Consider the following 25,417-nt stretch of genomic DNA (forward strand, 5'->3'; position numbering starts at 1 on the left):
GTCGCGTGCCTCAGTTCGGCGCCGACAGGTCGTCCAGCAGTGCCTTCAGGAACCGCGCCGCTTCGCCGCCGGTGGCCGCGCGGTGATCGAAGGTCAGCGAGATCGGCATCCGGCGATGAACCTCGATGCCACCCATCACTGCGACCACGTCATGGGAGAGCTTGCCGGCACCGACGATGGCGACGGTCGGCGGCACCACCACCGGCGTCGCGTAGCGGCCGGCGAACATGCCGAAGTTGGACAGCGAGATGGTGTAGCCGGACAGTTCGCTGGCCGGGATCGAGCGATCCTCGACCTGCGCGCGCAGGCGCTTGATGGCGCCACGTACGCCGGTCGCATCGAGCATGTCGGCATTGCGCAACGCCGGCACGAACAAGCCGTCGTCGGTGTCCACGGCGATGCCGATATCGACATGCGGGTGCATCGTGCGCACCAGCTTGTCGCCGTCGAACCAGGCATTGAGCGCCGGCACTGCCTTGCAGGCCGCAACGATCGAGCGGATCAGACGCGCGGTGATGTCCTGTTTGCCGATCCAGGCGTGCAGGTCGGCGTCGTCGACCAGCGTGGTGGGCACCACCTTGGCGTGGGCGTCGGCCATGACCCGGGCCATGTTGCGGCGCACGCCCTTGAGCTGCTCGGGCTGGCCACTGGCGGGCACGCCTGGCGGCTGGGTACGCATCGGCTTGCCGGCCTGCGACAGGGTGCTGCGTTGCGCCGGTACGGGGGACGGCGCCGGCGCGCGATCGGCGGCACGCGCCACCGGAGCGGAGCCGAGCTTGGCCGAGCCATCCGCGGCCGCCTGCTTGACGTCGCCCATGGTGATCACGTCATCGGCGCCGGTGGCGGTGACTTGTGACAGGTCGACCTTGAGCTTGCGCGCCAGCGCGCGAACCGCCGGCATCGCCTTGACCCCGCCAGCGTTGCTGGCCTGCTCGCTACGGACCGTGTCGGAGGATTGCATCGCACCGACCACGGTACCGCTGTCCTTGCGCGGCTCGCCCTTGGGTGCCTCGCCGTTCTCCTCGATGGCGCCGCCTTCGTCGGAGGCCACGACCTTGTTGTCCGGCGCCGGGTCCGGGCTGCCGACACTGGTGTCGGGTTGCGCACCACCGTGGCCATGGCCGGTGTCCTGGCCCGCCGCGCGCTGTGGCATCGAGGGGTCGACTTCGAACTGCGCCAGCATCGCGCCGGTGATGATCACGTCGCCAGCCGCGCCGGCCAGCTTCAGCACCTTGCCGGAGACCGGCGAGGGCACCTCGACGATTGCCTTGGCGGTCTCCATCGACACCAGGGCGTCATCCAGACGGATCGTGTCGCCGACCTTGACCGACCATTCCACGATGGTGGCGTCAGGCAGGCCTTCACCGAGGTCTGGCAGGTAGAACGTGTTCTGTGCGGTCATGAGCATTAGTCTTCGTCAAGAATGATCGTCATTCCCGCGGACGCGGGAATCCAGTGCCTCGTTTGCCTCAGCCGGCGGCCATTGCGCGCTTCGCCGCCTCGACCACGCGAGCAACGCTGGGCAGGTATTTCATCTCCAGCCGGAACAGCGGGATGTGGGTGTCGTAGCCGGTGACGCGCTCGACCGGCGCGACCAGGTCGTACATCGACTCCTCGGCCAGGCGGGCGGCGATCTCGGCACCAAAACCGGCGGTCTTCGGGGCCTCGTGCACGATCACACAACGGCCGGTCTTGCTGACCGACTCGGCAATCGTGGCGAAGTCCAGCGGACGCAGCGTGGCCACATCGATGACCTCGGCGCTGATGCCTTCCTCGGCCAGCTTGTCGGCGGCCTCCAGGGCCTCCTTGACCTGCGCGCCCCAGGTCACCAGGGTCACGTCGGTGCCGTCACGCAGCACGTAGCACACGTCCAGCGGCAGCGCCTCGCCGTCGTCGGGCACCAGCTCCTTGTACTGCCGGTAGATGCGCTTGGGCTCGAAGAAGATCACCGGATCGGGTTCGCGGATCGCCGCCAGCAACATGCCGTAGGCGCGCTGCGGCGAGGACGGCATGACCACGCGCAGGCCGGGCACGTTGGTGAAGATCGACTCGTTCGCCTCGCTGTGGTGCTCCGGCGCGCGGATGCCGCCACCCCACGGCACCCGCAGCACCATCGGGCAGGTCAGCCGGCCGCGGGTGCGGTAGCGCATGCGCGCGGCGTGGCAGACGATGAAGTCGACCATCGGGTACATGAAGCCGTCGAACTGGGCCTCGGCCACCGGCTTCATGCCCTGGCTGGCCATGCCGACGGTGAGGCCGGCAATGGTGGTCTCGTCCAGCGGCGTGTCGATGATCCGCTCGGAGCCGAACTGCGCGTGCAGGCCGGCAGTGGCGCGGAACACGCCGCCGTTGACACCGACGTCCTCGCCCAGCACCACGACGGCGTCGTCGGCGCGGATCTCGTAGGCCAGCGCCTGGGTGATCGCCTCGATCAGGGTGATGGCGACAGCGGCCTTGGGCGTTTCGGCGGCCTTGCTGGCCGGTTTGGTGGTGGTGCTCATGCGCGGCCCTCCCGGTCGATGGCTTGTTGGCGTTGTTCCAGCAGGTCGGCCGGTGGATCGGCGTAGAGATAATCGAACATCGCTTCCACCGGCTGTACCGGGGTCTCCAGATAGGCGTTGATCTCGATGTCGACCAGGCGGCCGCACTCCTCGATCCAAGCGGTTTCCTCGGCCTCCGACCACAGGCCCTGGTCGGTGAGGTAGGTCCGCAGGCGCAGCATCGGCTCGCGGGTCCAGCCGGCCTTGACCTCGGCGTCGTCGCGGTAGCGGGTCGCATCGTCGGCGGTGGTGTGGTCGTGCAGGCGGTAGGTCATGAACTCGATCACGCTGCCGCCGCCACCGCTGCGGGCGCGCTCGGTGGCCCGGCGCATGGCTTCCAGCACCGCGATCAGATCGTTGCCGTCCACCTGCAGGCAATGCAGGCCGCCGGCAATGCCCTTCTGGGCCAGCGTCTCCGCGCCGGTCTGGGAGCTGCGAGGCACCGAGATCGCCCAGCCGTTGTTGATCACGCACAACACCAGCGGCGACTTGAAAGCACCGGCCGAGTTCAACGCGGCGTAGAAATCGGTCTTCGACGAGCCACCATCGCCGCAGCAGGCCACCGCGACGCGGTCGAGCTTGCGCAGCTTGAACGACAGCGCCGCGCCGGCCGCCATCAGGCATTGGGTCGAGATCGGCACGCACCACGGATAGTCGTGCGGGGCGTGGGCAAAATCATTGCCGCGCTCATCGCCACCCCAGTACAGCAACACTTCGCGCGGCTGTACGCCGCGCATGAACTGCGCGCCGTACTCGCGGTAGCTGGGAGCGAAAACGTCTTCAGGGCGCATCGAGGCGCCGATGCCGACGTGGGTGGCTTCATGGCCAAGGCTTGCGGCGTAGGTGCCCAGCTTGCCGGTCCGCTGCAGCTTGATGGACTTGCTGTCGAAGGTGCGCACGAACAGCATCTGCTTGAACAATGGCAGCAGCGCCTTGGGGTCGCGAAACGCCTCTGGCAACTCACCGACCGGCTTGCCGTCCTCGCCAAGGTATTGCAGGTACTCGATTTCAAATGTCGCAGCGACCGTCATTACGATGTTTCCCGGGACCATACGAAGGGCGCCAATCATACCCGGCCCGGTGAAAAAAGCCGTTGTGTGGTGCGGCAAGCGGGGTCAGGGCGTGGCAGTTGGGGCAGGCCCATGCGCTACCCTTGCCGTCCACCTGAGGAGCATGCGATGAGCGCGGACAAGAACGAGCGCCAGCTGGAAACCGGCATCCATACCGATTTGTCGGGACGGATGAGTTATGCGGGATACCTGCACCTGGACCGGCTGTTGGATGCACAGCATCCGTTGTCCAGTCCGGCCGAACATGACGAGCTGTTGTTCATCGTCCAGCACCAGGTCTCCGAGCTGTGGATGAAGTTGATGATCCACGAGCTCAAGGCCGCCGCCGGGCACCTGCGCGACGATAAAGTGGGCGCTTGCCAGAAGGCGTTGGCGCGGTGCAAGAAGGTGCTCCATCAGCTGACCGAGATGTGGTCGGTACTGGAAACGCTGACGCCATCGGATTACATGCGGTTCCGCGACATCCTGGGGCCGTCGTCGGGTTTCCAGTCGCTGCAGTACCGCCAGATCGAGTTCCTGCTGGGCAACAAGAATGCCGCGATGCTGAAGGTGTTCGCGCACGATCCGGAGGCGGAGGCGAACTTGCGTGAGGTGCTGGAAAACCCCGGGCTGTATGACGAAGCGCTGAGCTATCTGAGCCGCCATGGCCATGCCGTGCCGGCGCATTTGTTGCAACGTGACTGGTCGCTGGCGCATGTGTCCGATCCCGGGCTGATCCCGGTGTTCGCGCGCATCTACGAGGATTCGGCGACCCATTGGCAGGCCTACCACCTGTGCGAGGACCTGGTAGACCTGGAAAGCCAGTTCCAGCTGTGGCGGTTCCGGCACATGAGCACGGTGTTGCGGATCATCGGCTTCAAGCGCGGTACCGGAGGGTCGTCGGGTGTGGGCTTCCTCAAGCAGGCGCTGGAGTTGACGTTCTTCCCCGAGCTGTTCGAGGTTCGCACCACCATTGGCACCAAACCGGGCAGCGCGCCCGCCGCGGCCGGCCCGTAACCGGATCACATCGGACACATGTCCCCGACGAATTGTTGCATTGCATCATGACCCCGTTCATTTGACGGACACGCAGGGAACCGGTTACACCTACGCGCTTCCGCCCGGTGCGAGTGCCGGGTGGTCCGCTCCGTACTGCGTGCCGTGAAGCGGCCAGTGCAAGTCCAGACAGACGGCCCGCAAGGCAGTCGACCACCGTTTCAGGAGTAGCAAAACCAGTGGCCAGCAATCCAGCACCGTTCGGGGAAGGCAAGACCTTCCTGGGCCATCCGCGCGGTCTTTTCGTACTGTTCTTCGCCGAGATGTGGGAGCGCTTCTCCTACTACGGCATGCGCGCGATCCTGATCTTCTATTTGCTGCAGCACTGGCTGTTCGCGGAAGAAAAGGCGTACATCATCTACGGCGCGTACACCGCGCTGGTCTACATCACCCCGGTGGTGGGCGGTTACATCGCCGATCGCTGGCTCGGGCAGCGCAAGGCGGTACAGTTCGGCGCCATCCTGCTGGTGATCGGCCACGGACTGATGGCGTTCGAAGGGCCCGGACCGGCAAGCGGCCTGGGTGCGGCGGAGATGCAGGGTTCGGCCTACATCGAGGTGTTCTGGCTGGCACTGGCCTTCATCATCATGGGCGTCGGCTTCCTGAAGGCGAATATTTCGGTGATCGTGGGTCAGTTGTACGGCCAGGGCGATCCGCGTCGCGACCCGGCGTTCACGATCTTCTACATGGGCATCAACCTCGGCGCGGCCCTGGGTTCGTTGCTGGTTGCCTACCTGGGACAGACCTACGGCTGGGGTTGGGGCTTCGGCGCCGCTGGTGTCGGCATGCTCCTCGGCTTGATCGTGTTCGTCTGGGGGCGGCCGCACTTGCTCGGTCACGGTGAAGCGCCCGACACCGACGCGCTCAAGCGCCCGGTGCTGGGTGTTCCCCTGGAGTGGATGGTCTACGTGTCTGGCCTGGTCGGAGTGGTGATCGTCTGGGCGCTGGTCCAGTACCAGTCCGTCGTCGGTGGGCTGTTGGGCCTTACGGGCGCGGCCGTGGTGGCATGGTTTCTGTACAACGCGGTGTTCAAGCTGGACAAGATCGATCGCGACCGGATTCTCGCGGCGCTGTTCCTGATCGCGCTGCAACCGCTGTTCTGGGCGCTGTTCGAGCAAGCCGGTTCCTCGCTGAACGTCTATACCGATGAAAACGTCAACCGGGAGCTGTTCGGGTGGACCGTGCCATCGGGCATGTTCCAGTCGCTCAACGCGATCTACATCATCCTGCTGGCACCGATGTTCGCCTGGCTGTGGCTATCGCTGGCAAGGCGTGGTCTGGAACCATCGACGCCGGCCAAGTTCGGCCTTGGCCTGATTCAGCTCGGCGCCGGGTTCCTGGTGCTCGTGGCCGGCGTGGTGGCGACCGGGACCGGCAATCCGACCCCGGTGATCTTCATCTTCCTGATCTACCTGCTGCACACGATGGGTGAGTTGTGCCTGTCGCCGGTGGGTTTGTCGGCCATGACCAAGCTGGCGCCGGCCAGCATGGTGAGCCTGATGATGGGTACGTGGTTCCTGGCCAGCGCGGCAGGCAACTTCATCGCCGGGTTGATTGCCCAGGCGACCAGTGGCAGTGCGGCCGGCGCCATCGAGGGAGCGACGCCGGTGATGGACGTGTATGGCCGGATTGGTTGGATCGCGATCGGTGTCGGTGTCGTGGTGATCCTGATCTCGCCATTCATCAAACGCCTGATGCATGAAGACGTCAAAGACCACCACAACCAGGAGTTGGCCGGTCAGAGCGAAATCGGCGAGCCGGCAGCGGCCGGTACCCGTCCGGACAAGGAACTCAGGTAACACCAGTCCGGTCTGAGCGCGGCCGGTGAATCGGCCGCGCAATCAAAAAGAAAACGGCGACCTCGGTCGCCGTTTCTGTTGATGCCTGCTAGTCATCCCGCTCTTGCCCGTCATCCCGCTCTTGCTCGTCATCCCCGCGAAGGCGGGGATCCATGGACGTGGACCCGTGAAAAGCAACGTCCCTAGGCTCCCGCCTTCGCGGGAGTGACGGTGCTCTGAGATGACGTCCCCAGGCTCCCGCCTTCGACCGCAGGAAGTCCAGTCGGACGCGGGAGTGACGACACTTGCTCAGACATCAGACGTTCCCTGCGACTGCGCCGCAGCGACGTCGATCTCCATCTCGTCCAGGCGATCCAGCCACTGGAACAACTGCTTGCGTTGTGCCGGGTCCATGCCGCCGAACAGGCGTTGCTCGAACTCCAGTGCCATCGGGGCCACCTCGTCGTAAACCCGATAGCCGGCCGCGCTCAGGCGCAGTATCGAGCGCCGACGGTCGTTCTCGTGCAGCGTCCGCTCCAGCCAGTCGGCCTCGATCAGTCGCGCTACCGCCCGGCTGACGGCGACCTTGTCCATCGCGGTGCGCTGGGTGACCTGGTTGGCCGACAGGTCCGGGTACCTTCCCAGCACCGCCATGACCCGCCATTCGGTCATCGCCAGCGAAAACCGGTCTGCATACAGTTGTGCGATTGCCGTGCTGAGCCGGTTGGACAACACCGACAGCCGGTAGGGGAGGAAATGCTCCAGATCGAGTTGTGCATGATCCAGTTGTGGATGACCGCGTTGTGCGGGGCCCGGCTGGTCGCTGTTCATGTTGCACTGCGCCTTGCTTATGGTTTCATATGAAACTATAACTCCAAGTAGCGAGTCTGATGCAAAGCCCGCACATTCCGATGCGCGAGGCGTCCCGATATCCGGTCAATAGTCCGGCCAACGTAATTCCAGGAGTCCCCCATGAGCGCCCAGCCCAACCTTGGCATGCAAGTCACCACGTTCGAAAACCCGCTTGGCATCGACGGCTTCGAGTTCGTCGAGTTCGCCGCGCCCCAAGGTCAGGGCGAGCAGCTGCATGAGTACTTCCGCAAGATGGGCTTCACCGCGGTGATGCACCACAAGACCCGTCCGATCACGCTGTACCGCCAGGGCGGGGTGAACTTCCTGGTCAACGACGACCCCGACAGCTTCGCGGCCGATTTCGCCAAGGCCCACGGCCCGTGCGCGACCGGTTTTGCGATCCGCTTCAAGCAACCGGCCGACAAGGTCTGCCAGACCGTGCTCGGCAATGGAGGCGAGGCGGTGACGGACAAGGCCGACACCAAGGCAGTGGACGCGCCGGTGGTGAAGGGCATCGGCGATTGCATGCTGTACCTGGTCGATCGCTATGGCGACAAGGGCAGCGTCTATGAGGACTTCCTGCCGGTGCAGGGCGCCGACCAGGACCCGAAGGGGTTCGGCCTGACCTTCATCGACCACCTGACCCACAACCTGTACTTCGGCAACATGGCCAAATGGTCGGAGTACTACGAGAAGCTGTTCAACTTCCGCGAGATCAAGTACTTCGACATCAAGGGCGCCAAGACCGGTCTGGTGTCCAAGGCGATGACGGCGCCGGACGGCGTGGTGCGCATCCCGCTCAACGAGTCCAACGATCCCAAGAGCCAGATCAACGAGTACCTGGACGCCTACAAGGGCGAGGGCATCCAGCACATCGCCTGCTTCACCGACGACATCTACGGGACCGTCGAGGCGATGCGCGCGGCGGGGATCGAGTTCCTCGACACCCCGGACACCTATTTCGATGTGATCGACCAGCGCGTTCCGAACCACGGCGAGGACGTGCCGCGCCTGCAGAGGAACAAAATCCTGCTCGACGCCGACCTGGAAACCAAGAAGCGCCTGCTGCTGCAGATCTTCACCACCAATGCGATCGGCCCGATCTTCTTCGAGATCATCCAGCGCAAGGGCAACGAAGGTTTCGGCGAAGGCAACTTCCAGGCGCTGTTCGAGAGCATCGAGCGCGACCAGATCAAGCGCGGCGTGCTGTAGATCGGCGTGCTGTAAACCGTACGGTAAAACAAGGGTCGCAATTCGCCATGAAGTCGAACGGTTATCAATCGGGGTTTGGCAACGAGTTCGCGACCGAGGCGGTGGCGGGGTCGCTGCCGGTCGGTCGCAATTCGCCGCAGAAGGTCGCCCATGGCCTGTACGCCGAGCAGTTGTCCGGCACCGCGTTCACGGCACCGCGCCACGTCAACCGCCGCAGCTGGCTGTACCGGATTCGCCCGGCGGCGATGCACGGGCCGTTCTCGCTGCATGAGCAGCCGCGGCTGCACAGTGACTTCCAGTCCGGACCGGTCACCCCGGACCAGTTGCGTTGGGATCCATTGCCACTGCCCGAGCAAGCCACCGACTTTGTCGATGGCTTGTTCACGGTGGCCGGCAACGGGTCGCCCAGCGCCCAGACCGGCATCGGCATCCATCTGTACGCCGCCAACCGGTCGATGCAGGGGCGGTTTTTCTACGATGCCGATGGCGAACTGCTGATCGTCCCGCAGCTCGGCCGGCTGCGCATCGCCACCGAGTTGGGGGTGCTGGAGGTCGAGCCGCAGGAGATCGCGGTGATTCCGCGCGGGCTGCGGTTCCGGGTCGAGTTGCTCGATCCGCAGGCGCGCGGCTACGTGTGCGAGAACTTCGGCGCGCTGCTGCAGTTGCCCGACCTGGGCCCGATCGGCAGCAATGGGCTGGCGAATCCGCGTGACTTCCTGACCCCGAACGCGGCCTTCGAGGATATCGATGCCCCGGCCGATGCGCCGTTCGAGCTGATCGGCAAGTTCCAGGGCCACCTGTGGCGTGCGGATATCGACCACTCGCCGCTGGATGTGGTCGGCTGGCACGGCAACTATGCGCCGTACAAATACGACCTGCGCCGGTTCAACGCGATCGGCTCGATCAGTTTCGACCACCCCGACCCGAGCATCTTCCTGGTGTTGCATTCGCCCAGCGACACGCCCGGCACCAGCAACATCGATTTCGCGATCTTCCCGCCGCGCTGGCTGGTGGCCCAGGACACGTTCCGGCCGCCGTGGTTCCATCGCAACATTGCCAGCGAGTTCATGGGGCTGCTGCACGGCGCCTACGATGCGAAGGCGGAGGGTTTCGCACCCGGGGGATGCTCGCTGCACAACTCGATGACCGGCCACGGTCCCGATGCGGCAACCTTTGACAAGGCGAGTGGTGCCGAGCTGGACAAACCCGATGTGATTACCGACACGATGGCATTCATGTTTGAGACCCGTGCGGTGATCCGGCCCACCAGCCAGGCATTGGCGGTGCCGCATCGCCAACGCGACTATCAGGCCTGTTGGTCCGGCCTGCAGAAGCACTTCGATCCTGGTTGAGTCCGGCACGTCGAATACGGGCCGGATCGGCATTCGTCGCGATACACCGGCAAGCGCGCGCGCATCGCTTCGCGCCGCATTCACGCCGCCTCGGTAGCCTGCCTTCATCACTGGACGTGGAGTTGTTGATGAAGCCTGGCCTGCCAAAGTCGACCGTACTGTCGCTCGCCCTCGCATTTGCGGTCGCCTTGACCATGGCCGGCTGCAGCGCCGACCGCGATGATGATCCCGGTTTCGCGGACGCGACGACGTCGCCTGCCGACCAGACGGCGGTACTGGATCAGCCCGGCGAGGACATTCCGCCGGCGACCGCGCCGCCCGGCAGCGTGATGCCCGGTGAACTGCCCTCGGCGGCCGAGCCGGCGTCCGGCAAGGCGCGCTTCGACGGCTACGCCAATGTCGATTTCGGCATGGATGCCGAGCAGGTCAAGCAGCTGTGGGACGGCGAGCTGAACGGCAATGCGGCCGAGGGCGAGTCGTGTTTCCACCTCAACCCGGTCGGCCAGCCGAGCATTGCCTATTTCGCGCTGATGTTCGTGGATGGGCGGTTTGCGCGCTATTCGGTCGCCAACGACGAGATGGTGGCGCCCGGTGGAGGCCAGAGCGGAATGGACCGCGAGCAGATCGAAGAACGCTATTCCGGCGAGATCGAGCAGACCCCGCACAAGTATGTTCCGGGTGGCCACTATCTGCGGATCAAAAATCCCGAAGGTGGCGACGGCGTGCTGATATTCGAAACCGATGCCGATAGCACCGTCACCGAGTGGCGGGTCGGCGTCCCGCCTGCGGTCGACTACGTCGAGGGTTGCGCCTAGCGGGGCGTCCCGCTAGTTTTCTGACTCGTCATTCCCGTTTTTCTGACTCGTCATTCCCGCGTCCGACTGGACTTCCTACGGTCGTAGGCGGGAACCCATGGACGTTAACCCGCTGAATGCAAAGTCCATGGATCCCCGCCTGCGCGGGGATGACGGATGAAAGTTTTTTGCGGGGCGCCACACTAACGACGCTTAGCACCGGGGGCGTTTGACCGACCGCAGCAGCCCGGACGCTTCGGCAGGCGGACGTCAGGATAGAATCAGGAATCATTGACCACGGGGATCACCGGGATGCTGGAAACCGTCGGCTTGTTCGTAGCGGGACTGGTGCTGCTCGGTCTGGGCGGCGACTCGATCGTCAAGGGTGCTTCCGGACTGGCGCGCCATTGGGGGTTGTCGCCCTTCGTGGCCGGGTTGATGCTGGTGGCGTTCGGCACCTCGCTGCCGGAACTGGCGGTCAACCTGCAGGCGATCGCCAACGGCCAGCCCGGACTTGCGCTGGGCAACGCGGTGGGCAGCAACATCGTCAACTTCGGCCTGACCCTGGGCGCGGCCGCGTTGGCGGCACCGTTGCTGGTCCAGTGGCGGGCGCTGTCGCCGCTGTTGCTGTGCCTGATCATCGGCACACTGCTGACCATCGTGCTGGGCTGGGATGGCCGCCTGGGGCGGATCGATGGCCTGGTCCTGCTGGCCGCGTTCGTGGCCACGGTGGCGTTTGCGCTGGCGCGATCCCGAGGGGAATCGGCACAGTTGCGCGAGCGCATCGAGGCCTTCACCCGCACCGGTAGCGATCTTGGCCTGAACCTGCTTCGCTTCGGCATCGCCGCCGCGCTGCTGTACTTCGGCTCGCGCTGGGTGGTCGCCAGCGCGCCGGCAATCGGCGCCGAGCTGGGCATGCTGCCGCTGATGACGGGTTTGCTGCCGGTGGCGATCGGCACCGCGCTGCCCGAGGTCGCCGCGGCCGTGATGGCCGCGCGCCGGGGACAGGGCGACATGGTGGTCGGCCACGTGATCGGGTCCAGCCTGTTCAACCTGTTGCTGATCGTGGGCGGAATGGCGGCGTGGAGCACGTTGGCATTGCCGGGCTCGTTCGTGCGCTTCGAGTTGCCGGCGGCGCTGGTGCTGGCGCTGATGCTGTATCCGATGCTGCGTGGTGACCTGTCGATCAATCGCCGCGAAGGCGCGATCCTGCTGCTGGCATTCGTGGCCTGGCTTGCCTACGAGCTGTTGACGCTGGCCTGACCGGGTCGTCGGGCCGTCAGTGAGTGCCGTCAGGCTCACCGTCCGGACGCGGTGGCACGTGGGTGTCTTCGGGCTTGCCGGGCAGTTGCGGGCGCTCGTCCATGCGCAACGACAACGCCGCCTTGGCCATCAGCTGCGCGCTGATCGGCGCGGTGATCAACAGGAACACGCTGATCAACAGCTCGCGCGGCTGCGGGTCGGTCCCGGCGAACGCGTGGTAGCCCACCGACGCCGCCAGCAGGCAGGCGACGCCCAGGGTGCTGGCCTTGGTCGGGCCATGCAGGCGCTTGAAGAACTCCGACAGCTTGACCAGGCTGAAGGCGCCCATGACGGTAAAGAAGCTGCCAACCAGCAGCAACAGCACCAGCGCCAGCTCAAACACGACCTGCAATACCGCGCTCATTCGACGATGTCCCGGCGCAGCACGTACTTGCACAACACCACGGTACTGGTGAAGCCGAGCATGGCGATGATCAATGCCGCCTCGAAATACACCGGCGTGCCCAGGTAGATGCCAAACAGCACCAGCTCGGCGATCGCGGTGACATTGAGCGTATCCAGGGCGAGGATGCGATCCGGCACGGTCGGGCCACGCAACAGCCGCCACAATGCAAACAGCATCGCCAGCCCGATCATGCACATCGAGGCGACCACCGCCGCACCCAGCAGGCTGGTGCCAAAGACCTGGATACCGGTCACGGGAAGATCTCCATCAACGGGGTTTCATAACGACGCTTGATGTCGTTGACCAGTTCCTGGGCGTCCTTGAGGTTCAGCACATGGATCAGCAGGTATCTGCGGTCGTCCGACAGTGCGGCGGTGACGGTGCCGGGGGTCAGGGTGATGAAGCTGGTCAAAACCGAGATGCCGTGGATGTTGGCGATGTCCAGTGGCAACCAGACGAATCCGGGGGTGATCGTGCTCTCGCGGCCGAGTACCAGCCGGGCGACCTCGATGTTGGACATCAGTACGTCCCAGGCCAGGACTCCCAGCATCCTGGGTACCAGCCGCAGGCTTCCGATGCGTGCGAACTCACGATCCAGGCGCGCGGCGAACAACGGGATGAGCAGCCCCAGCAGGATCGCCAGAGAGAACTGGGCCGCGCTGATCTCCGAGACCATCACCAGCCAGAACGCAATGACGGTCAGGGTCAGCGACAGCGAGGGCAGCCAACGCTTCCTGTTCACGGGCTCCTCCGTAGTGGTGAAGTCCCGCGTAGCTGGTCGATGTAGTCGGTTGGCGACATCAACTGATGACCAGCAGCGCGGGTGTAATCAAGGATGGGAGCAGCGGCCAGGCTCATCGCAATACCGTAACCGAGCAGCAGGACGATCGCCGTGGTTTCCAGCCAACGGGTGCCCGGGATGCGCCGCGCCATGCCGGCGCTGCCATCAGCGGCCATCGGCGGATGCTCCTCCGTGCGCCAGAACACACGGCTGCCGGCGCGGGCAAGGCCGACGATCACCATCAAGCTGGTGACCAGGATGGCGGTCCAGGCCCAACCCACATCGGCGGCGGGTACTGCCTGCAGGAACGCCAGTTTGCCGATGAACCCGGACAGCGGCGGTATCCCGGCTACCGACATCGCCGCCACCAGGAACAGCATGCCGACCAGGCTGCGCGGTGGCGTCGGCGCGGGCAGTTCGGTGAAATCGCCGGCGTCGCCGCGGCCCTGACGGACCAGATCGGCGATCAGGAACAGTGCGGCCACCACGAACACGCTGTGGGCCAGGTAATACAACCCGGCGCCAATGGTGTCGGGCTGGCGCAGGCCGAACATGATCAACAACGTCGCTGCCGACAACAGGACCAGGTAGGCCGCCAGCATCCGCAGCCGGGAAGCCGCCATGACCCCCAGCGCTGACACCGCCAGCGTCGCCAACGCGGCGGGCATCAGCCAGTCCCAACCATACCCGGCCAGGCCGCCGGCAGGATCGCCCAGCATCAACGAACCCATCCGCAGCACCGCGTAGATGCCGACCTTGGTCATCACCACGAACAAGGCCGCCACCGCCGCCGGCGCGCGGGTGTAGGTCTCGGGCAGCCACAGGTACAGCGGCAGCAGCGCGGCCTTGGCGCAGAACACCACCAGCAGCAGGCCGATGGTGGCCTTCAGCAGGGTCTGGTCGTGCGCCGGCACCTGGGCGATCTTGCCCGCCAACTCGGCCATGTTGAGCGTGCCCAGCAGGCCGTACAGCAACCCCAGGGCAATCAGGAACAGGGTCGAGGCGGCGACGTTGAAGGCGACGTAATGCAACCCGGCAGCCATCCGCACCCCGCGCCCGCCGCTGAGCAGCAGGCCATAGGACGCGATCAGCATGACCTCGAAAAACACGAACAGGTTGAAGATGTCGCCGGTGAGGAATGCGCCATTGAGGCCCATCAGCTGGAACTGGAACAGGGCGTGGAAATGCGGCGCCCGCCGGTCCCAGCCCGAGCAGGCGTGCAACAGGCAGGCAACCGCGAGCAGGCCGGTGACCAGCACCATCAGCGCCGACAGGCGGTCGACCATCAACGCGATGCCCAGCCGCGAGGGCCAGTCGCCCAGCAGATAGACAAGGATCTCGCCGTCGGCGGAGTGCGCCACCAGGGCGATTGCCACGGCCAGGGTCGCCAGCATCGACACCCACGACACCGAACGCTGCACGGTGGTGCCGACCCGCCGATGCTCGACGAACAGCGAGAGCGCCGCGCCCAACAGCGGGATCAGTACCGGCAGGATCGCCAGGTGGTTCATGGCGGGCCCTCGCGGCCGGTCGGCGGCTCGGGCTCACGACCATTGACGTGGTCGGTGTTGTTGTCGGCGCGGCTGCGCATCGCCAGCACGATGATTACCGCGGTCATCGCGAAGGCGATCACGATTGCGGTCAGCACCAGCGCCTGGGGCAACGGGTCGGTGTAATGCTCCAGCGTGGCGGCAACCCCGTCCCGGATCACCGGCGGAGCGCCAACCACCGGTCGGCCGCCGGAAAAGATCAGCAGGTTGGTCGCATACGACAGCAGGGTCAGGCCGAGGATCACGTCGAAACTGCGCGCGCGCAGGATCAGGTACACCGCGGCGGCCACGAGAATGCCAATTGCGCTGGCGATCGCCAATTCCATCATGCCACCTCCCCGGTGGCAGCCGAGCGGGTCGCCAGGTCGACCGTGCCACGACGGGAGAGCATCTTCTTGGACGGCTTCAGGGTGCCCATCATCGACAGGATCAGCATCGTGCTGCCGAATACCACCAGATAGACGCCGACATCGAATGCGCTCGCACTGGCCAGGCCGATCGTGCCCAGCCACGGCAGCACCAGGTCGTGATGGCCGCTGGTCAGGAACGGATACCCCAGTGCCATCGAGGCGGCGCCGCTGAGCGCGGCCACAAGCAAGCCAATACCGATGCAGCGGATGTAGTCAAACCCGAAGCGTGATTCCACCGAGTTGGCGCCCTGGATCACGTACTGCACCAGCACGGGCACCGCCAGGGTCAGGCCGGCGATGAAGCCGCCGCCGGGCGCGTTGTGGCCGCGCAGGAACAGGAAGATCGATACCACCAGGGTCAGTGGGAACAATACCTGGGCCAGGTCGGCCGGGACCGGCAGTTTGACCGGCTCGCCGGGCATTATTTTCTCCGGGGCGATCCGCGCGCGCCGCAGCAGGGCATGTACGACCAGCCCGGCGATCGCGAACACGGTGATCTCGCCAAAGGTATCAAAGCCGCGGAAATCGACCAGGATCACGTTGACCACGTTGGCGCCGAACGCCTCGGGCAACGACCGCGCCAGCATCTCCCCGGCGATCGTGTCGGCTGGCCGGGTCATCATGGCCCAGGCCAGTGCGCCGACACCGCCGCCGGCCACCACCGCGATCAGTCCGTCCCGGCTGCGACGCAGCCTGGAGCGCTCGGACGGCGAGTCCTTGGGCAGGTAGTGCAGCCCCAGCAGCATCAGCGACAGGGTGACCGTTTCGACCAGCAACTGGGTCAGCGCCAGGTCCGGTGCGGACAGCGCGACGAAGGTCAGGCTTACCGACAGGCCGACCCCGCTCATTGCGATCAACGCCAGCAGCCGGTGGCGGTACAGTGCCACGGCGGTCACCGCGCAGCCGACCATCAGCAACCACAACACCCAGGCCACCAGCGGCATCGACTGGGTGATCCGGTCGACGGGCAGCGGTTGCGGATCGCCCCACGCCGCCACGAACGGAGCCGCGCCGGCGGCAATCGACACCAGCACCAGCGCCAGCATGCTGCGTTGCACACTGTCGTTGGCCAGCATGTGGGTGAAACGCCGCGCCAGGTGGAACAAGGCGTCCACGTTGAAATGGAACAGCCGTCGGCCCAGGGAATTGCGCACGTTGGCGTGCAGGTCGATCAGCCGGCGCAGGCCGAAGTACAGCAGCACGCCGCCGACCACCCCGGCCAGGCTCATCGCCAGCGGCAGGTTGAGGCCGTGCCAGACCGCCAGGCTGTAGTCGGGCACCTGGTCGCCGAGCACGCCGTGGGCGGCCGCCGCCAGCAGCGGGCCGACCGTCCACTGCGGCGCGATTCCGACCGCCACGCAGGTCACGGCCAGGATCGCAACCGGTACCTGCATGAAGCGGGGCGGCTCGTGGATATCGCGGTGCACCGCCCGCGGCCCGGCGCCGAAGAAGGTCTCATGCACGAAACGCAGGCTGTAGGCGACGCCGAACACCGCGAACGCGAGCGCGGCCAGGCTGACCGCCAGTCGCGTCGCATCCGGGCCCGGGAGCTCCAGCGCCTGGGCGAAGAACATCTCCTTGGACAGGAAGCCGTTGAGCAACGGGATCCCCGCCATTGCCAGGCTCGCCACGATCGCCAGCGCGCTGGTGTAGGGCAGGTAGCGACGCAGGTTGCCCAGCCGCCGCATGTCGCGGGTTCCGGTCTCGTGGTCGATGATCCCCGAGGCCATGAACAGCGAGGCCTTGAAAGTGGCGTGGTTGAGGATGTGGAACAGCCCGGCGACCACCGCGAAGGGCGTCGACAGCCCGAACAGCAAGGTGATCAGGCCGAGGTGGGAGATGGTCGAGTACGCCAGCAGGCCTTTCAGGTCGTTCTGGAAGATCGCGTTCCACGCGCCCACCAGCATCGTGATCGCGCCCACCGAGCTGACCACGTAGAAGAACAGGTCGGTGCCGGCCAGCACCGGATGCAGGCGCGCCAGCAGGAACACCCCGGCCTTCACCATCGTCGCCGAATGCAGGTAGGCCGACACCGGGGTCGGCGCGGCCATCGCATGCGGCAACCAGAACTGGAACGGGAACTGCGCGCTCTTGGTGAATACCCCGCCCAGCACCAATGCCAACACCCACGGATACAGCGCGTGGGCACGGATGGTATCGCCGGCCAGCAGCACCGCGTCCAGCTCGTAGCTGCCCACGATGTGGCCGATCATGATCACCCCGGCCAGCAATGCCAAGCCGCCGCCGGCGGTGATGGCCAGTGCCATCTTCGCGCCTTCGCGGGCGTCCTCGCGGTGGTTCCAGAAGCCGATCAACAAGAATGAAGTGATCGAGGTCAGCTCCCAGAACACCATCAGCAGCAACAGGTTGCCGGCGATCACCATGCCCAGCATCGAGCCCATGAACAGCAGCAGGAATGCGTAGAACCGGCGCGCCTTCTCCTGCGACCCCAGGTAGTAATGCGAATACATCACCACCAGCCCGCCGACCCCCAGCACCATCGCGGCGAACATCCACGCCAAGCCGTCCAGCCGCAACGACAGCGCCAGCCCCAGTTGCGGGATCCACGGCACGCTGAAGCGCACCACCTCGCCGGCCAACACCTGCGGCGCCATCGCGACCAACGCCAGCATGCCCAGCAGCGGCGGACCGCCAGCCAGCCACGCCGTGGTCCGCCGGCTTGCACCACGGGCCAATATCACCCAGGCGGCGAAAGCGAATGGCAGGGCTAGCACGAGTGGCAGCAATGTGACTCCAGTAGATGTGTATGCGGTCGCCGCGACTGCGACGCGATACGTGACCGCCGATTCTAACTGACATGCGCCAACTGATACGGCGCGATTTGCCGTCCGGATTCGCCGCGCTGGATGCCGAGCCAGTACCCGCGGTTATGCTGGTGCGCCACAAGCGGTGCAGGAAAAGTCCATGGATGAGGCACTGATATTTGGCGGCAGCGGCCAGATCGGCCGCGCGGTGCTGTCGTGCCTGCCGGCCGAAACCTGGCGGGTGCTCGCCGTCTCGCGCCATCCTCGCAGCGGCGAGGATGGCGTGCGCTGGTTGCTGGGTGAACTGGACGCTCCTCCGCCATTGCCTGCCCGGGTCGACGTGATTTTCAGCTGCGGGCCACTGGATGGGTTTGCCCGCTGGTATCGCAACACCGGGGTCCGGGCCAACCGGGTGATCGCGTTCGGCTCCACCAGCGTGGAGTCCAAGCAGGACTCGGTTGAGCCGGGCGAGCGGGACCTGGCCAACCGCCTGGCACAGGCCGAGCAACAGGTATTCGACATCGCTGCCGCGCGCGGGACCGCCGCCACGATATTGCGGCCGACGCTGGTCTACGGCGCCGGGCGCGATGCCAGCCTGACCCGGATTGCCTCACTGGGACAACGCTGGGGCCGGTTCCCACTTCCCCGCGGGGCCGATGGGCTGCGCCAGCCGGTGCACGTGGACGACCTGGCGGCCGCTGCCGTCGCCTGCCTGGATCAGCCAGCCAGTCATGGCCACGCCTATGCCTTGCCCGGCGGGGAAACCCTTCCGTATCGCGAGATGGTTGCGCGGGTGCTGGCGGCGTTGCAGCCTCCTGCGCGATTGCTGGAGTTGCCGGCGCCGGTGTTCACCCTGGCGCTGCGGCTGGCCCAGGCCGGTGGCCTGGGCAGTGGTCTGGGCGCCGCCGCAGTCGGCCGCATGCGGAGCGACCTGGTGTTCGATATCGAGCCGGCGCGACGTGACCTGGGGTACGCGCCGCGGCGGTTTCAACCGGTTGCGGCGATGTTCCAGCCATAACCGCAGCGACGGCGGGCCAGCCCGTCGCAGGGCGTCGATGCGCTAGATATCGCGCGCCTGCGGCATCGTCCGCGACTTCTTCAGCGCACGGATGGCGACCCCAAGCACGCCGCCGAGCACCATCGCTCCGCCGATGAAAAGCCGCGGGCCCGGCTGGTCACCGTAAAACGCGATACCCAGTCCCACGGCGATCACCGGCACCAGCAACATCCACGGCGTGACCTGGGCCACCGGATAACGCTGGACCAGCATGTAGTACAGGCCGTGGCCGAGCAGCGACGAGATGAAGGCCGCATAGGCCACGCCGACCCAGCCGACCCAGCTCACCGTTGCCAGCGACGCGATCCCGCCCGGCTCCAGCCAGACGCTGATCGCCAGCAACGGCACTACCGAAATGGCGGCCGTCCAACCTTGCATGCTGAAGGCATCCACGCCGCGCAAGCCCCGCATCAGGACCGTGCCGATGGCCAGGAACGCTGCCGCGAACAACATCAGCACCACCGCCTCCCACTGCTCCAGTACCGACGGATCCAGCCCGAGCACCAGCACGCCGCCGAAGCTGACCACGATGGCCAGCCCGGTGCGCCAGGCAAACCGCTCGCCCAGCACCACCCACGCCAGCAGCGCGGTCATCGGGATATAGCTCTGGACCACGATCGCCGGCGATGACAGGTCCCCGGCCAGTTTCAGCGCCAGGAAGCTGAGCCCGAAGTGCAACACGCCCACGCAGATGCAGATCGCGATCAGCCGTGTCCACTGGCCCGGCGGTGGCCGCTTGATCCAGAACACCAGCGGCAACCCCAGTGCAATGAAACGCAACGCGGTGTACAGGAACGGAGGGATCTCCTGCAGCGCAAAGGCGGAGGTCAGAAAGTTGCCCGCCCAGGCCACGCAGACCAGCAGGATCAAAACGATATCGCGCGGAGACATGCAAAGGTTTCCAGTTGGTCGGCCCGTGGGTGCGGGTCGGAGGGCAAAGCAGGAGCACGGTCAGCAGTTTGCCAACCGGAGATGACGGCCGTGGGCGCCCCGAAGGTGTAGCGACAGTGCCGCCCGGTTGTGTCAGTACGTCCAGCCCAGCTTGCGGTAGAGCTTGGACAGCACCCAGGCAGGGCCAATCAGCAGATAGGTCAGGTCGGTCAGGAAGCTGGGTTTGCGTCCCTCGTACTTATGGCCGATGAACTGGCCGATCCAGGCCACCACGAACACACCGACACCCGTCCACAACAGGGTCATGACCCCATAGGCATCGAAGATCCAGCGGCTGACAAACGCCATCAGCACGAACATCGCCAGCATCCCCAATCCAAGCGGTCGCGACTGGCGGTAATAGAACAGGGTTGCGGCGAATATGGCCATCCCGGCCCAGAAGCCGTCCCGGAACCAGCTGCCGGGCGCCGGGATGCACCACAACAGCGCGACCACGCTCCACGCAATGGCCGGCACGCAAACCACGTGGATCCACTGGTTGGTGGCGTTGCGGTGGTCGCCGGAATAATGGGCGAACCAGCGATCAATCGGGCGTTGCGTCGTAGCCATGGTGGGCCTGCCTGTCCAGTCAGTCGATGTTGATTCCCGCCAGCCTCTGCAAGGCGTCAGCGTAACGTGCCCGGGTGCGGTCAATGACCTCGGCCGGCAGCGAAGGGCCGGGCGCCGTCTTGTCCCAGTCCACGGTTTCCAGGTAATCGCGCACGATCTGCTTGTCGTAGCTGGGTGGGCTGGTGCCCGGCTGGTATTCGTCGGCCGGCCAGTAGCGCGACGAGTCCGGGGTCAGCATCTCGTCCATCACGTACAAATGACCATCCGCGTCGGTACCGAACTCGAACTTGGTGTCGGCCAGCAGGATGCCACGCTCGGCCGCGTAGTCGGCGGCAAACCGGTACAGCCGCAGCGTCGCGTCGCGTACCGCCTCGGCCAACTCGGCACCGCACAGGCGCACCGCGGTGTCGAAATCGATGTTCTCGTCGTGCTCGCCGACCTTGGCCTTGGTCGACGGGGTGAAGATCGGCTCGGCCAGCTTGCCGGCTTGTGGCAAGCCATCGGGCAGGGCGATGCCGCTGATCCGGCCGGTACGCTGGTAGTCCTTCCAGCCGCTGCCGATCACGTAGCCGCGGGCGATGCACTCGATGGGCACCGGCTTCAGGCGTTTGGCCACCACCGCGCGCTTCTGGTAGATGCTGGCGTCGACGCCGGCCGGCAACACCGCCGCCACGTCGATGCCGGTCAGGTGGTTGCGCACGATGTGGGCGGTCTTGTCGAACCAGAAATTACTGATCTGGCACAGCATCTCGCCCTTGCCGGGGATCGGGTCGGGCAGCACGACGTCGAAGGCACTCAACCGGTCGGTGGCGACCATCAACAGGTAATCACCCGGTGGGGTGCCCGCCGGCAAACGCTCGGCCGGCAGGTCGAACACGTCGCGAACCTTGCCGCGGTGACGCAATGGCAGGCCCGGAAGGTGGGATTCGGAAAGCGATCGTCGCAGCAGTGTCGTGGACAATTGGAGCCCCTCGGTGGTACGCGCAGCGTTGCAGAACCTGCCGCGGGGCACCGCTGGCTTTCGCGCACGGGGCGCGACAGGGTCGAGCAGTGTACGCCGGCTCGCGCATGCGTGCAGGTACACTGACCTGTCTGACCACAAGTACGCCCCGGGGCTTGATGAAACGTTGGTACGGAAAACTGCTGGGCGTCTTCGCCGGCGCCGCCCTGGTGCGGTTCAACCCCTTGCTGGGCGGACTGATCGGGCTTTTGATCGGGCACGCCTTTGATGTCGACTGGTTCCGGTTGCGGCGCGACGACCCCTACGCCGCGCTCGGACTGACGGCGCAGGCATCGGATGTGGAAATCGACCGCGCCTATCGCCGCCTGATCTCCCAGTACCATCCCGATCGTCTGCAGGGTGCTGCCAGCGAGTTGCGCCAGCAGGCCGAGCACAAGGCGCGCCAGATCAACGGCGCCTATGACCGCATCAAGACCCTGCGCAAGCGAAAATAGCCGGCGCAAGCCGCCAGCGCTTGTCGTCGAGCCCCGCCCATCGAGCCCCGCCATGCAACCGACCATCATTTCCCCGTCGATCCTTTCCGCCGATTTCGCACGCCTGGGCGAGGAGGTCGACAACGTCATCGCCGCCGGTGCCGACTGGGTCCATTTTGACGTGATGGACAACCACTACGTGCCCAACCTGACCATCGGGCCGATGGTCTGCCAGGCACTGCGCAAGCACGGCGTGACCGCGCCGATCGACGTCCATCTGATGGTCGAGCCGGTCGACCGCATCGTGCCGGACTTCGCCCAGGCCGGGGCGAGCATGATCAGCTTCCATCCCGAGGCCGTGCGCCACGTCCATCGCACCATCCAGTTGATCAAGTCGCATGGTTGCCAGGCCGGGGTGGTGTTGAACCCGGCGACCTCGCTGGACGTGCTGGACTGGGTGCTGGAGGACGTGGACATGGTGCTGCTGATGTCGGTCAACCCGGGGTTTGGCGGCCAGTCGTTCATCCCGTCCACGCTGGCCAAGCTGCGCCAGGTGCGCGCGAGGATCGATGCCAGCGGCCGGCCGATCCGGCTTGAAGTCGACGGCGGGGTCAAGCCCGACAACATCGCCGATATCGCCGCCGCCGGCGCCGACACGTTCGTGGCCGGCTCGGCGATCTTCAACGCCAGCGACTACGCCGAGGTAATCGGTCGGATGAAGGCCGCGGTAGCCGACGCACGTCGCTGAACAGAGCGCCACCTTCACCGCGTTCTTCTCGGAGCGCCGACGCTCACCACCCGCTTGGGTGCCGTCGCGCCCACTTCTTCAGTTTTTGAGGAGTACCGTTTGGATCAGCATCTGCTCGATATCCGCGAAGACGTTTTCCATCGCAACCAGGGTGAATCAGAATTCCACCAAGCCGTGACCGAGGTCTTCCAAAGCCTCAATGCCGTCATCGGCAAACACCCTGAATACGTCAACGCGGCCATCCTGGAGCGCATGTGCGAACCCGAGCGGCAGATCATCTTCCGGGTGCCGTGGACCGACGACGCCGGCAAGGTGCAGATCAACCGCGGTTTCCGCGTGGAATTCAACTCGGCGCTTGGCCCGTATAAGGGGGGTCTGCGATTCCACCCCTCGGTCTACCTGGGCACCGTGAAGTTCCTGGGCTTTGAACAGGTCTTCAAGAACGCGCTGACCGGCATGCCCATCGGCGGCGGCAAGGGCGGCTCCGACTTCGATCCGCGCGGCCGGTCCGAAGGGGAAGTCATGCGCTTCTGCCAATCGTTCATGACCGAGTTGTACCGCCACATCGGGGAGTACACCGATGTCCCCGCCGGCGACATCGGAGTCGGCGGTCGCGAGATCGGCTTCCTCTTCGGCCAGTACAAACGCATCACCAACCGCTACGAATCAGGCGTGCTCACTGGAAAGGGCATGGGTTGGGGCGGGTCACTGCTGCGCCCGGAAGCCACGGGCTACGGGACGGTGCTGTTCGTCCAGGAAATGCTCAAGACCCGTGGTGCCAGTCTGGACGGCCAGCGGGTGGTCGTCTCCGGGTCGGGCAACGTCGCCATCAACGCCATCGCCAAGGCGCAGAGCCTTGGGGCCACGGTCGTCGCCGCCTCCGATTCCGGCGGCTGTATCGTCGACGAGGCCGGCATCGACGTGGACCTGCTGCGCCAGATCAAGGAGGTCGAGCGCGGCCGGATCAGCGCCTACGCCGACCGGCGTGGCGGCAAGGCCACGTACGTCGAGGGCGGCTGCGTCTGGGCCGTCGACGCCACCGTGGCGCTGCCCTGCGCCACGCAGAATGAACTCGAGACCAAGGATGCCAAGCGCCTGGTCGAATCCGGCATCCTGGCGGTTGCCGAGGGCGCGAACATGCCGTGCACTGCCGGTGCCACGGCCCTCTTCCAGGAAGCCGGGGTGCTCTTCGGCCCGGGCAAGGCCGCCAACGCCGGGGGAGTGGCGACCTCGGCCCTGGAGATGCAGCAGAACGCCAGCCGCGACTCGTGGAGTTTCGGGCACACCGAACGCCGCCTCGAGGAGATCATGGTCGGCATCCACACCACCTGTGCCACGACGGCCGATGCCTATGGCAAACCCGGCAACTATGTGGCCGGCGCCAATATCGCCGCTTTCACGAGGGTCGCCGACGCCATGCTCGCGCTGGGGGTCATCTAGGCCGGCATCGGCCGCGCTAGCCGACGCACGTCGCTGAACAAACCGCCACCTTCACCACCGCATTGGTAGCGTGGTCTCCCGCAATATTTTTGGCCCGTCATTCTCGTCTGGCCCGTCATTCCCGCGAAGGCGGGAAGCGCTCCACCACAGCCCAAAGGGCTGGTCATCCATGGACGTTAAGCCGGTCGAATGCAAAGTCCATGGATCCCCGCCTTCGCGGGGATGACAGCTGTTCGCAGAGATGACAGTTGTTCGCGGGGATGACAGTTGTTCGCGGGGATGACAGGTGAACGTTTTTTTCAGGACAGCACACTAGCCCCCTCCATGAACGTACCCACGAACATTGAGTCGAAACCGGTCGAGTCCGGGCAGCGTTGGCGGTTGATCCTCAACGGCAAGTCCGCCGGCGATGAGGCGTTGCGCGCAGCGGTCATGACAATGCGCGAACGCGGCGTCGCGCTCAGTGTGCGGGTGACCTGGGAAAGCGGCGACGCCGAGCGTTACGTGGCCGAGGCCATTGCCGACGGCGTCGACACGATCGTGGCGGCTGGCGGCGATGGCACGCTCAGTGCAGTGGCAACCACGCTGGCACATCGCGACGAAGCCGCCGAGAACCTGCCAAGCCTTGGGCTGGTGCCACTGGGAACCGCGAACGATTTCGCCACCGTGGCGCAGATCCCGGTCGAGGCCGAGGCCGCGCTGGAGCTGGTACGCGCCACCGCCGCGCAGGCGATCGACCTGCTCCGGGTCGACAGTAACGAGCAGACCCACTGGTGTGCCAACCTGGTCAGCGGCGGTTTCGGCACCCAGGTCACGGTGGAGACCGACGAGGGCCTGAAGAAAATCCTCGGTGGCCTGGCCTACCTGGTGACCGGCATCACCAAGCTCGGCCGGATCGAGGCGGTTCCCGCCCGGATCCATGCAACCACCGTGGCGGGCGACGAGTTCAACTGGGAAGGCGGCTTCATTGCGCTGGGGGTCGGCAACGGTCGCCAGGCGGGCGGCGGACAGGCGCTATGTCCGGACGCGGTGATCGATGACAGCCTGCTCGACCTGACCATCGTGCCGGAGCTGGAAGGTGAGGTCGGCAGCACCGTGGCCGCGCTGTTGGCGGAAGGCAAGGAGGCCGCGCTGGACCGCATTGCGGTGCGCCGGCAATTGCCCTGGGTGCAGATCGAGACGTCCGCCCCGCTGACCCTGAATCTGGATGGTGAGCCGGTGGAATCGACCCGCTTTCGGATCCACTGCGTGCCCGGTCGCATCCGCATGCACCTGCCACCCGGCTGTCCGTTGCTGCGCCCGCCCGGGAACCCGCTGTCGTCGGCGACAGGTGAGGATGCGCCGGACCCGACTGAGCTTGCGCCGGGCCTGCTTCCGGCGTGAGTGATGCC

The 25,417-nt window shown here is 65.8% G+C and carries 24 protein-coding genes; 11 read left to right on the forward strand and 13 right to left on the reverse strand.

Annotated elements, in window-relative coordinates:
• Positions 1–10: 10 nt before the first annotated feature.
• From ACW7G1_RS02660 to pdhA, 3 genes are all read right to left on the reverse strand, one after another.
• Complete coding sequence (locus tag ACW7G1_RS02660) at positions 11–1,402, reverse strand: dihydrolipoamide acetyltransferase family protein (RefSeq protein ID WP_456978220.1); 1,392 nt, start codon at positions 1,400–1,402, stop codon at positions 11–13.
• Positions 1,403–1,469: 67 nt separating this feature from the next.
• A complete protein-coding gene (locus tag ACW7G1_RS02665) occupies positions 1,470–2,501 on the reverse strand; it encodes an alpha-ketoacid dehydrogenase subunit beta (RefSeq protein ID WP_456978221.1) in 1,032 nt (343 codons plus the stop codon).
• Positions 2,498–3,571, reverse strand: coding sequence for a pyruvate dehydrogenase (acetyl-transferring) E1 component subunit alpha (gene pdhA / locus ACW7G1_RS02670; protein WP_456978222.1), 1,074 nt, complete (start codon positions 3,569–3,571; stop codon positions 2,498–2,500). The genes ACW7G1_RS02665 and pdhA overlap by 4 nt, the downstream gene beginning before the upstream one ends.
• 147 nt (positions 3,572–3,718) lie before the next feature.
• Here pdhA and ACW7G1_RS02675 point away from each other — a divergent pair, with 147 nt between their 5' ends.
• Positions 3,719–4,606 carry a tryptophan 2,3-dioxygenase gene (locus ACW7G1_RS02675; RefSeq protein ID WP_456978223.1) on the forward strand — a complete coding sequence of 296 codons (888 nt, stop codon included), beginning with the start codon at positions 3,719–3,721 and terminating at the stop codon, positions 4,604–4,606.
• Between the two features lie 218 nt (positions 4,607–4,824).
• Positions 4,825–6,444, forward strand: a complete 1,620-nt coding sequence (locus ACW7G1_RS02680) for a peptide MFS transporter (RefSeq protein ID WP_456978224.1) — start codon at positions 4,825–4,827, stop codon at positions 6,442–6,444.
• 288 nt (positions 6,445–6,732) lie between these two features.
• Here the strand turns inward: ACW7G1_RS02680 and ACW7G1_RS02685 are convergent, their stop codons facing one another.
• The gene (locus ACW7G1_RS02685) at positions 6,733–7,254 is read right to left on the reverse strand and encodes a MarR family winged helix-turn-helix transcriptional regulator (protein WP_456978225.1); all 522 of its coding nucleotides are present in this window, start codon (positions 7,252–7,254) and stop codon (positions 6,733–6,735) included.
• Between the two features lie 141 nt (positions 7,255–7,395).
• Here ACW7G1_RS02685 and hppD point away from each other — a divergent pair, with 141 nt between their 5' ends.
• From hppD to ACW7G1_RS02705, 4 genes are all read left to right on the forward strand, one after another.
• Positions 7,396–8,487 carry a 4-hydroxyphenylpyruvate dioxygenase gene (hppD, locus tag ACW7G1_RS02690; RefSeq protein ID WP_456978226.1) on the forward strand — a complete coding sequence of 364 codons (1,092 nt, stop codon included), beginning with the start codon at positions 7,396–7,398 and terminating at the stop codon, positions 8,485–8,487.
• 47 nt (positions 8,488–8,534) lie between these two features.
• A complete protein-coding gene (gene hmgA / locus ACW7G1_RS02695) occupies positions 8,535–9,839 on the forward strand; it encodes a homogentisate 1,2-dioxygenase (RefSeq protein ID WP_456978227.1) in 1,305 nt (434 codons plus the stop codon).
• 128 nt (positions 9,840–9,967) lie between these two features.
• The gene (locus ACW7G1_RS02700) at positions 9,968–10,654 is read left to right on the forward strand and encodes a lectin (protein WP_456978228.1); all 687 of its coding nucleotides are present in this window, start codon (positions 9,968–9,970) and stop codon (positions 10,652–10,654) included.
• A gap of 291 nt (positions 10,655–10,945) precedes the next feature.
• Positions 10,946–11,896: a calcium/sodium antiporter gene (locus tag ACW7G1_RS02705; protein WP_456978817.1), complete on the forward strand. Its 951-nt coding sequence runs from the start codon at positions 10,946–10,948 to the stop codon at positions 11,894–11,896.
• 16 nt (positions 11,897–11,912) lie between these two features.
• Here ACW7G1_RS02705 and ACW7G1_RS02710 read toward each other — a convergent pair whose 3' ends face one another.
• From ACW7G1_RS02710 to ACW7G1_RS02735, 6 genes are read right to left on the reverse strand one after another with little or no spacing between them, the layout of a single operon-like run.
• Positions 11,913–12,299, reverse strand: a complete 387-nt coding sequence (locus ACW7G1_RS02710; RefSeq protein ID WP_456962474.1) for a Na+/H+ antiporter subunit G — start codon at positions 12,297–12,299, stop codon at positions 11,913–11,915.
• A complete protein-coding gene (locus ACW7G1_RS02715; RefSeq protein ID WP_456978818.1) occupies positions 12,296–12,538 on the reverse strand; it encodes a K+/H+ antiporter subunit F in 243 nt (80 codons plus the stop codon). The genes ACW7G1_RS02710 and ACW7G1_RS02715 overlap by 4 nt, the downstream gene beginning before the upstream one ends.
• A gap of 53 nt (positions 12,539–12,591) precedes the next feature.
• Entirely contained in the window at positions 12,592–13,083 is a 492-nt protein-coding gene (locus tag ACW7G1_RS02720) for a Na+/H+ antiporter subunit E (RefSeq protein ID WP_456978229.1), read from the reverse strand.
• On the reverse strand, positions 13,080–14,633 hold the full coding sequence (locus ACW7G1_RS02725; RefSeq protein ID WP_456978230.1) for a monovalent cation/H+ antiporter subunit D: 1,554 nt from the start codon (positions 14,631–14,633) through the stop codon (positions 13,080–13,082). Before ACW7G1_RS02725 ends, ACW7G1_RS02720 begins: the two co-directional genes overlap by 4 nt.
• Positions 14,630–14,998: a Na+/H+ antiporter subunit C gene (locus ACW7G1_RS02730; RefSeq protein WP_456978819.1), complete on the reverse strand. Its 369-nt coding sequence runs from the start codon at positions 14,996–14,998 to the stop codon at positions 14,630–14,632. The genes ACW7G1_RS02725 and ACW7G1_RS02730 overlap by 4 nt, the downstream gene beginning before the upstream one ends.
• A complete protein-coding gene (locus ACW7G1_RS02735) occupies positions 14,998–17,826 on the reverse strand; it encodes a monovalent cation/H+ antiporter subunit A (RefSeq protein ID WP_456978820.1) in 2,829 nt (942 codons plus the stop codon). The genes ACW7G1_RS02730 and ACW7G1_RS02735 overlap by 1 nt, the downstream gene beginning before the upstream one ends.
• Positions 17,827–18,007: 181 nt before the next feature.
• Between ACW7G1_RS02735 and ACW7G1_RS02740 the strand changes: the two genes are divergently transcribed.
• Positions 18,008–18,865 carry an NAD-dependent epimerase/dehydratase family protein gene (locus ACW7G1_RS02740; protein ID WP_456978231.1) on the forward strand — a complete coding sequence of 286 codons (858 nt, stop codon included), beginning with the start codon at positions 18,008–18,010 and terminating at the stop codon, positions 18,863–18,865.
• A 42-nt stretch (positions 18,866–18,907) separates the two neighbouring features.
• Here the strand turns inward: ACW7G1_RS02740 and ACW7G1_RS02745 are convergent, their stop codons facing one another.
• From ACW7G1_RS02745 to ACW7G1_RS02755, 3 genes are all read right to left on the reverse strand, one after another.
• Positions 18,908–19,795 carry a DMT family transporter gene (locus ACW7G1_RS02745; protein ID WP_456978232.1) on the reverse strand — a complete coding sequence of 296 codons (888 nt, stop codon included), beginning with the start codon at positions 19,793–19,795 and terminating at the stop codon, positions 18,908–18,910.
• A gap of 132 nt (positions 19,796–19,927) precedes the next feature.
• Positions 19,928–20,404, reverse strand: a complete 477-nt coding sequence (locus ACW7G1_RS02750; RefSeq protein WP_456978233.1) for an Mpo1 family 2-hydroxy fatty acid dioxygenase — start codon at positions 20,402–20,404, stop codon at positions 19,928–19,930.
• 19 nt (positions 20,405–20,423) lie between these two features.
• The gene (locus tag ACW7G1_RS02755; protein ID WP_456978234.1) at positions 20,424–21,365 is read right to left on the reverse strand and encodes a phosphoribosylaminoimidazolesuccinocarboxamide synthase; all 942 of its coding nucleotides are present in this window, start codon (positions 21,363–21,365) and stop codon (positions 20,424–20,426) included.
• 158 nt (positions 21,366–21,523) lie between these two features.
• Between ACW7G1_RS02755 and ACW7G1_RS02760 the strand changes: the two genes are divergently transcribed.
• From ACW7G1_RS02760 to yegS, 4 genes are all read left to right on the forward strand, one after another.
• Positions 21,524–21,859, forward strand: a complete 336-nt coding sequence (locus ACW7G1_RS02760; protein WP_456978235.1) for a J domain-containing protein — start codon at positions 21,524–21,526, stop codon at positions 21,857–21,859.
• A gap of 52 nt (positions 21,860–21,911) precedes the next feature.
• Positions 21,912–22,586: a ribulose-phosphate 3-epimerase gene (rpe, locus tag ACW7G1_RS02765; RefSeq protein ID WP_456978236.1), complete on the forward strand. Its 675-nt coding sequence runs from the start codon at positions 21,912–21,914 to the stop codon at positions 22,584–22,586.
• A gap of 54 nt (positions 22,587–22,640) precedes the next feature.
• Positions 22,641–24,026, forward strand: coding sequence for an NADP-specific glutamate dehydrogenase (gdhA, locus tag ACW7G1_RS02770; protein WP_456978237.1), 1,386 nt, complete (start codon positions 22,641–22,643; stop codon positions 24,024–24,026).
• 324 nt (positions 24,027–24,350) lie between these two features.
• On the forward strand, positions 24,351–25,409 hold the full coding sequence (yegS, locus tag ACW7G1_RS02775; protein ID WP_456978238.1) for a lipid kinase YegS: 1,059 nt from the start codon (positions 24,351–24,353) through the stop codon (positions 25,407–25,409).
• Positions 25,410–25,417: the final 8 nt, after the last annotated feature.

It is taken from the genome of Lysobacter sp. A378 (genome assembly GCF_054052125.1).

What these genes read in the sequence shown, in the direction of transcription:
- ACW7G1_RS02685 (WP_456978225.1), bottom strand. Translation starts at nt 7,254, where the DNA reads ATGAACAGCGACCAGCCGGGCCCCGCACAACGCGGTCATCCACAACTG.
- ACW7G1_RS02760 (WP_456978235.1), top strand. Translation starts at nt 21,524, where the DNA reads ATGAAACGTTGGTACGGAAAACTGCTGGGCGTCTTCGCCGGCGCCGCC.
- ACW7G1_RS02705 (WP_456978817.1), top strand. Translation starts at nt 10,946, where the DNA reads ATGCTGGAAACCGTCGGCTTGTTCGTAGCGGGACTGGTGCTGCTCGGT.
- ACW7G1_RS02675 (WP_456978223.1), top strand. Translation starts at nt 3,719, where the DNA reads ATGAGCGCGGACAAGAACGAGCGCCAGCTGGAAACCGGCATCCATACC.
- ACW7G1_RS02715 (WP_456978818.1), bottom strand. Translation starts at nt 12,538, where the DNA reads ATGTGCATGATCGGGCTGGCGATGCTGTTTGCATTGTGGCGGCTGTTG.
- ACW7G1_RS02660 (WP_456978220.1), bottom strand. Translation starts at nt 1,402, where the DNA reads ATGACCGCACAGAACACGTTCTACCTGCCAGACCTCGGTGAAGGCCTG.
- rpe (WP_456978236.1), top strand. Translation starts at nt 21,912, where the DNA reads ATGCAACCGACCATCATTTCCCCGTCGATCCTTTCCGCCGATTTCGCA.
- ACW7G1_RS02730 (WP_456978819.1), bottom strand. Translation starts at nt 14,998, where the DNA reads ATGGAATTGGCGATCGCCAGCGCAATTGGCATTCTCGTGGCCGCCGCG.
- ACW7G1_RS02750 (WP_456978233.1), bottom strand. Translation starts at nt 20,404, where the DNA reads ATGGCTACGACGCAACGCCCGATTGATCGCTGGTTCGCCCATTATTCC.
- pdhA (WP_456978222.1), bottom strand. Translation starts at nt 3,571, where the DNA reads ATGACGGTCGCTGCGACATTTGAAATCGAGTACCTGCAATACCTTGGC.
- hmgA (WP_456978227.1), top strand. Translation starts at nt 8,535, where the DNA reads ATGAAGTCGAACGGTTATCAATCGGGGTTTGGCAACGAGTTCGCGACC.
- ACW7G1_RS02710 (WP_456962474.1), bottom strand. Translation starts at nt 12,299, where the DNA reads ATGAGCGCGGTATTGCAGGTCGTGTTTGAGCTGGCGCTGGTGCTGTTG.
- yegS (WP_456978238.1), top strand. Translation starts at nt 24,351, where the DNA reads ATGAACGTACCCACGAACATTGAGTCGAAACCGGTCGAGTCCGGGCAG.
- hppD (WP_456978226.1), top strand. Translation starts at nt 7,396, where the DNA reads ATGAGCGCCCAGCCCAACCTTGGCATGCAAGTCACCACGTTCGAAAAC.
- ACW7G1_RS02745 (WP_456978232.1), bottom strand. Translation starts at nt 19,795, where the DNA reads ATGTCTCCGCGCGATATCGTTTTGATCCTGCTGGTCTGCGTGGCCTGG.
- ACW7G1_RS02665 (WP_456978221.1), bottom strand. Translation starts at nt 2,501, where the DNA reads ATGAGCACCACCACCAAACCGGCCAGCAAGGCCGCCGAAACGCCCAAG.
- ACW7G1_RS02700 (WP_456978228.1), top strand. Translation starts at nt 9,968, where the DNA reads ATGAAGCCTGGCCTGCCAAAGTCGACCGTACTGTCGCTCGCCCTCGCA.
- ACW7G1_RS02740 (WP_456978231.1), top strand. Translation starts at nt 18,008, where the DNA reads ATGGATGAGGCACTGATATTTGGCGGCAGCGGCCAGATCGGCCGCGCG.
- ACW7G1_RS02725 (WP_456978230.1), bottom strand. Translation starts at nt 14,633, where the DNA reads ATGAACCACCTGGCGATCCTGCCGGTACTGATCCCGCTGTTGGGCGCG.